The organism is Streptomyces mayonensis (assembly GCF_018982965.1).
In the GTDB taxonomy this organism is placed as follows: Bacteria; Actinomycetota; Actinomycetes; order Streptomycetales; family Streptomycetaceae; genus Streptomyces; species Streptomyces mayonensis.
On the sequence record NZ_JACBYP010000212.1, the window covers coordinates 1 to 5,573 of the forward strand.

At 73.3% G+C, this 5,573-nt stretch carries 5 protein-coding genes and 1 rRNA gene; 1 reads left to right on the top strand and 5 read right to left on the bottom strand.

Features of this window, described 5'->3' with window-relative positions:
• Positions 1-70: ribosomal RNA gene (gene rrf, locus HZS56_RS39250) — 5S ribosomal RNA — on the top strand; the annotation flags it as partial.
• 84 nt (positions 71-154) lie between these two features.
• On the opposite strand, the gene HZS56_RS36990 is transcribed toward rrf, so the two are convergent.
• The 5 genes from HZS56_RS36990 to HZS56_RS37010 form a co-directional block, all read right to left on the bottom strand.
• A complete protein-coding gene (locus tag HZS56_RS36990; protein ID WP_216725191.1) occupies positions 155-1,465 on the bottom strand; it encodes a DUF58 domain-containing protein in 1,311 nt (436 codons plus the stop codon).
• Positions 1,465-2,457 (bottom strand): AAA family ATPase, encoded by a 993-nt coding sequence (locus HZS56_RS36995; RefSeq protein WP_216725192.1) that lies wholly within the window; start codon positions 2,455-2,457, stop codon positions 1,465-1,467. The genes HZS56_RS36990 and HZS56_RS36995 overlap by 1 nt, the downstream gene beginning before the upstream one ends.
• A complete protein-coding gene (locus HZS56_RS37000; RefSeq protein WP_216725193.1) occupies positions 2,454-3,662 on the bottom strand; it encodes a DUF4350 domain-containing protein in 1,209 nt (402 codons plus the stop codon). Before HZS56_RS37000 ends, HZS56_RS36995 begins: the two co-directional genes overlap by 4 nt.
• The gene (locus HZS56_RS37005) at positions 3,659-4,423 is read right to left on the bottom strand and encodes a DUF4129 domain-containing protein (RefSeq protein ID WP_216725194.1); all 765 of its coding nucleotides are present in this window, start codon (positions 4,421-4,423) and stop codon (positions 3,659-3,661) included. Before HZS56_RS37005 ends, HZS56_RS37000 begins: the two co-directional genes overlap by 4 nt.
• A gap of 22 nt (positions 4,424-4,445) precedes the next feature.
• A partial coding sequence (locus tag HZS56_RS37010; RefSeq protein ID WP_216725195.1) for a DUF7847 domain-containing protein occupies positions 4,446-5,573 on the bottom strand: 1,128 nt, incomplete at its 5' end.

Consider the following 5,573-nt stretch of genomic DNA (forward strand, 5'->3'; position numbering starts at 1 on the left):
GGAAGCTAAGCCTTACAGCGCCGATGGTACTGCAGGGGGGACCCTGTGGGAGAGTAGGACGCCGCCGAACAATTATTGCGAGGAAGCCCCGTACCGGGATGGTACGGGGCTTTCTGCGTTGTATCCGTGATTCTTCTCCAGCCCTCTGCCGTCCTTACAGGCGGCCCGCTGCCTTGAGTTCCAGATAGGCGTCGGCGAGTGCCGGGGGCAGTTCGTCCGGGGTCGCGTCGACGACCACCACGCCGTGGCGGCGGAGCTGGTCGGCCGTGCGTCGGCGTTCCGACTGGGCCTGCGCGGCCGCTGCGGCGTGGTAGACCGCCTCCGCGTGGCCGCGTGCCTTCGCCATCTTCGCGACATGCGGGTCGGCCACCGAGGCCAGCAAGACTGTGTGGCGCTGGGTCAGTTGCGGCAGGACGGGCAGCAGGCCCTCCTCGACGGGGGCGGCGTCCAGCGTGGTGAACAGGACGATCAGGGAGCGGCGGGATGCGGACCTGAGAGCCGTGGCAGTGAGGCCACGGGCGTCGGTCTCGACCAGTTCCGGCTCCAGAGTGGCCATGGTGTTGACCAGAGAGGGCAGTACGTCGCCCGCGGTGCGGCCCTGTACGAGGGCGCGTACGCGCCGGTCGTGGGCGAGTAGGTCGACGCGGTCACCGGCGCGGGAGGCCAGGGCTGCCAGGAGCAGGGCGGCGTCCATGGAGGCGTCGAGGCGTGGAGCGTCGCCCACGCGGCCGGCCGACGTGCGGCCGGTGTCCAGGACGAGCAGGATGTGACGGTCGCGTTCCGGACGCCACGTGCGTAGGGCGACCGTGGACTGGCGTGCGGTGGCTCGCCAGTCGATGGAGCGGGTGTCGTCGCCGGGCACGTACTCGCGCAGACTGTCGAACTCCGTGCCCTGTCCTCGGGTGAGGACGCTGGTGCGGCCGTCGAGTTCGCGGAGCCGGGACAGTTTGGACGGGAGGTGCTTGCGGCTGCTGAAGGGCGGCAGGACGCGTACCGTCCAGGGGACTCGGTGGGTGCCCTGGCGGGTGAAGAGGCCGAGAGGGCCGTACGACCGGATGGTGACGCGGTCGGACCTGCGGTCGCCGCGCCGGGTGGGCCGAAGGCGGGTCGTGAGGCGGCGGCGTTCCCCGGGCGGCACCGTGAGGCTGTGGCGGGAGGCTGTCGTCTCCGTGCCGGGTTGCCAGCTGCTCGGCGGCCAGGCGTCGCGAATGCGGGCCCGCAGGGGGCGGTTGGACGGGTTGGTGACCGTCAGAGTGACGTCGGCCGCGTCCCCGAGGCGTGCGGTGGTGTCGCCGGAGCGTGTGAGGCCCAGGCGTCGTACGGGGGCGGCCAGGGCGAAGTCGCAGGCGCAGGCTGCGGCGAGCGGGGCGTTGACTGCGAGGATGCCCGTCCAGCTGGGGTCCCAGATGCCGATGGGCACGGAGCCCAGGGCCGCGACGAGTGCGGCGCGTCCGGTGAGTGCCATCAGCGGGGAACCGGGACGTGGACGAGGGTCGCGTTGATGACGGAGTCCGTGGTGACGCCCTCCATCTCGGCCTCCGGGCGGAGCTGGACGCGGTGCCGGAGCGTGGGCAGGGCGAGGGCCTTCACGTCGTCCGGAGTGACGTAGTCGCGGCCCGTGAGCCAGGCCCACGCCCGGGCAGTCGACAGCAGTGCCGTCGCTCCGCGCGGGGAGACGCCGAGGGTGAGCGACGGCGAGTCGCGGGTGGCGCGGCAGATGTCGACGACGTAGGCGGTGATCTCCGGGGAGACGGTCGTCTCGGCGACCTCGGCGCGGGCGGCCTCCAGGTCGGCGGCGCTTGCGACGGGGCGTACGCCGGCGGCGTGCAGGTCGCGCGGGTTGAAGCCGGTGGCGTGGCGGGTGAGGACGTCGATCTCGTCCTGGCGGGTGGGGAGTGGGACGGTGAGCTTGAGGAGGAAGCGGTCCAGCTGGGCTTCGGGGAGGGGGTAGGTGCCCTCGTACTCGACCGGGTTCTGGGTGGCCGCGACGAGGAACGGCTCGGGGAGCGGGCGGGGCGTGCCGTCGACCGTGACCTGGCGTTCCTCCATGGCTTCGAGGAGGGACGACTGGGTTTTCGGCGGCGTGCGGTTGATCTCGTCGGCGAGGAGCAGGTTGGTGAAGGCGGGGCCGGGCTGGAAGGAGAACTCGGCGCTGCGGGCGTCGTAGACCAGCGAGCCGGTGACATCGCTCGGCATCAGGTCGGGCGTGAACTGGACGCGTTTGGTGTCGAGTTCGGTGGCGGCGGCGAGGGCGCGGACCAGGAGCGTCTTGGCGACTCCGGGGACGCCTTCGAGGAGGACGTGGCCCCGGCACAGGAGGGCGACGACGAGACCGGTCACGGCGGCGTCCTGGCCGACCACGGCCTTGGCGATCTCGGCGCGCAGGGCTTCGAGGGCGGTGCGGGCACTGCCCGGGGCCGCGCTCTGCCCGGCGTTGTCAGTGGTCGGGTCCATCATGGACGGCGTACCTCACTTTCGAGGGCGTCGAGTTGGTCGGCGAGGGCGATCAGGGCCGCGTCGTCGCCGGGCGGCGGGCCGAAGAGGAGGGGCTGCAGGGACTGTCCGTCGCCGTGGAGGCGGGCGGAGAGCGCGGGGAGCAGGGCTTCGGGCGTGTGTGCCTGGGCGACGGGGACGCCTACGAGGGGGGCGAGGCGGGTGCGGGTGGCGGAGCGAAGAGCGCTGGCGGCGCGGTCGCGGGCGTTCGCCTTGCGGTAGAGGCGGGCGCGGCCTTCGACGGTTTCGGAGGCGCGGATCGCGACGGGGAGTTTTTCGGGGACCAGAGGGCCGAGTCTGCGTGCCCTCCAGAGGGCGGCGAGGGCGGCGGCGACGAAGAGTTGCAGGGCGCCCCAGAGCCAGCCGGAGGGGAGCAGGTCGAAGAAGCTTCGTTCGTCGTCCGGGTCGGGGGCGTCGGAGAGCGAGGGGAGGTACCAGACCAGATGGTCGCGCGAGCCGAGCAGTTGGAGGGCGAGCGAGGCGTTGCCGTGCTCGTCGAGGTGGTCGTTGACGAGGATGTCGCGGGCGCCGAGGACGACGGTGTCGCCCGGGGTGGTTCCCTGGGCCGATCCTTCGGAGGTGTCGGGGACGCGGAGCAGGGTGGCCAGGCGGCGGGCGGGGTAGCAGGTGTCGGCTTCGAGGTGGGTGCTGTAGCGGATGCCGCCGGTGTCGGCGTCGCCCGCGCGGCGGGCGGCGGGCAGGTCGCAGTCGGGGGACAGCGTCGAGTCGAAGCTGAGCGCCGGGTCGGCGGTGACGCCGGGGACGAGGCGTTCGACGGCGGGGCCGCCGGGGGCGACGAGGACGGTTCGGCCGCCGGAGCCGGTGGTCGCGGCGTGCAGCCCGGTCTGCTGGCGCTCGGTCAGCAGGTCGGGGGCCGCGACCAGCAGGGTGGTGTCCGGTCCGGCAGCCGAGCGGGCCTCCTCGACGGTGGTGACCACGCGTGTGGAGACGCCGCGGTCGGCGAGGAGTTCGGCGACGGCGCGGCTGCCGTGAGGGTCCGCGGAGCGGGGATCGAGTCCGCCGTGGCGTGCGTCGGAGCGGACGACGGCGATCGCGACGGCTCCGACGAGCAGCACGACGAGGGCGACTGCGATGCCCCGCGCGCGGGTCCACACCTGGCGGGCGGTGGGCGAGGCCGAAGTGGTGGGCAGGGTGGCCTCGGTGGTCATCCGGCGGCTCCCCGGCTGGTGTCGCGGTCCTCGCCGCCCCGGGAGCCGGCGGGCGTGCTGCTCGTCAGGAGGGGCTTGCTGCGTTCCAGGTCGTGGTCGAGTTCGGTGAGGCTCTGGTACGACTGTTCGGTGCCGGGGCGGCCGCCGTACGTGACGTCGTCGAAGTCGCGGGCCGCGGTGCGGAGTCGGCCGAGGTGGGCGGGGAGGGCGCGGCCGGCCTCGGTGGCGGCCTCGTCGGCGGTGCGGCCGGGGCGGACGTCGAGCAGCGCGCGTTCCTCGAGGGCTCGGACGACGGCGCGCATGCGTTCCTGGACGGCCTGGTTCCAGTGGCTCTGTGCGGCGTGCGCCTGTGCGGCGGCGCGGTGTTCGGCGGCGCTGCGGGGACGCTCGTCGAACAGGGCGGGTACGGAGGCCGGCTCACGGCGCGGAGTGCCCAGGCGCCACCAGAGGGCGGCCAGTACGGCGACGACGGCCAGGATGATGACGACCAGGCCGAGCGTTCCTCCGGGCGCCGCGGTGGACGCCCTGCTGAACAGCTCGTTGATCCAGTGCCAGAAGGTCTCCAGGGCCTTCTGGAACCAACTGGGGTCGTTCTCGTGGTACATGCGCTTGGACAGCTCGTGTCGCGCCGCCTCCCGCGCGGGATCGCGCGGGATCGTCACCGGCGGTTCGTCGCCCGAGCGCGACAACGACCGTACGAGGGTGTCGCCGGCGCGCGACACGGCTCGTACGGCGGTGTGCGGCAGCACTTCTGTGAGCATTCCCCCCGCCCGGGTCACCGCATCAGCTCCCCGGGACGGCGCCGGGGGCGCCGGAGCCCCGGGAGCCGGCGGCGCGGGCCAGTTCGAGGTCGAGGGCCTCGCGGCGGATGCGCTGGTCGATGTAGAGCAGCACGGTGACGCCCGCGGTGATCGGGAGGGTGATCATGGAGCCGATCACCGAGCCGATGCCGCTGACGACGAGGAAGGTCCAGCCGAGGTCGCCGCTGCCCTCCAGAAGCCCACCGACGCCGTCGCCGCCGAGGGTGGCCGCGAGGAGGGTGAAGGGGATGATGATGATCGACGCGACGACGTTGGCGATGACCGTGGCGAGCAGCTGGATGCCGAACACCCGCCACCAGGAACCGCGGACCAGCTTCACGGAGCGGCTCAGGGCCTTTTTGATGCCCTGCTTCTCCAGCATCAGCGCGGGGGACGCCAGCGAGAAGCGGACCATGAGCCACACGGCGAGGACGGCGCCCCCGAGAGCGCCCAGGACCGTCAGGGCCACACCGGCACCGCCGCCGCCCGCGGCCGCGACCAGGAGGCCCGGCGCCATGGCTGCGGTCACGATGCCTGCGACGACGAGCAGCAGCAGGATGATCAGGCCGAACAGCTTCAGCACCTGCGGGCGCGCGTCCCGCCAGGCCTCGGCGGTCGTCACCGGTCGGCCCAGTACGGCGCGGCTGGTGACGGTCGTCAGCAGCGCGGTGGCGAGGACGGTGCCGATCAGGGAGATCAGGAAGACGACACCGGAGTTGACCGTGGTGTCGGTCAGGGCGTCACCGAGTTCGCTCAGGGTGGCGTCGGGGTCGTTCAGGGCCTCGGTGCTGGTGTCGTCCAGGACAAGACCCTGGAGCAGTACGACGACGATCTCGGTGAAGACGGCGACGGCCAGGGAGACACCGAGCACCGTGCGCCAGTAGCTGCGCATGGTGGAGACGGCGCCGTCGAGGATCTCGCCCACCCCGAGCGGGCGGAGCGGGATCACGCCGGGCTTCGCCGCGGGCGGGGGGCCGCCCCAGCCGCCGCCCCAGCCGCCGTGTCCGCCGGGGGCGCCGTAGCCGCCCCAGCCTCCGCCCGGGCCGCCGTGTCCGGCGCCGGGAGGTGCGGGGGGCGGTGCGCCCCAGCCCGGGCCGGGCGGAGGCTGGGG

Coding starts and splice junctions, on each gene's coding strand:
- HZS56_RS37000 (WP_216725193.1), bottom strand. CDS start 3,662: ATGACCACCGAGGCCACCCTGCCCACCACTTCGGCCTCGCCCACCGCC.
- HZS56_RS37005 (WP_216725194.1), bottom strand. CDS start 4,423: ATGCTCACAGAAGTGCTGCCGCACACCGCCGTACGAGCCGTGTCGCGC.
- HZS56_RS36990 (WP_216725191.1), bottom strand. CDS start 1,465: ATGGCACTCACCGGACGCGCCGCACTCGTCGCGGCCCTGGGCTCCGTG.
- HZS56_RS36995 (WP_216725192.1), bottom strand. CDS start 2,457: ATGATGGACCCGACCACTGACAACGCCGGGCAGAGCGCGGCCCCGGGC.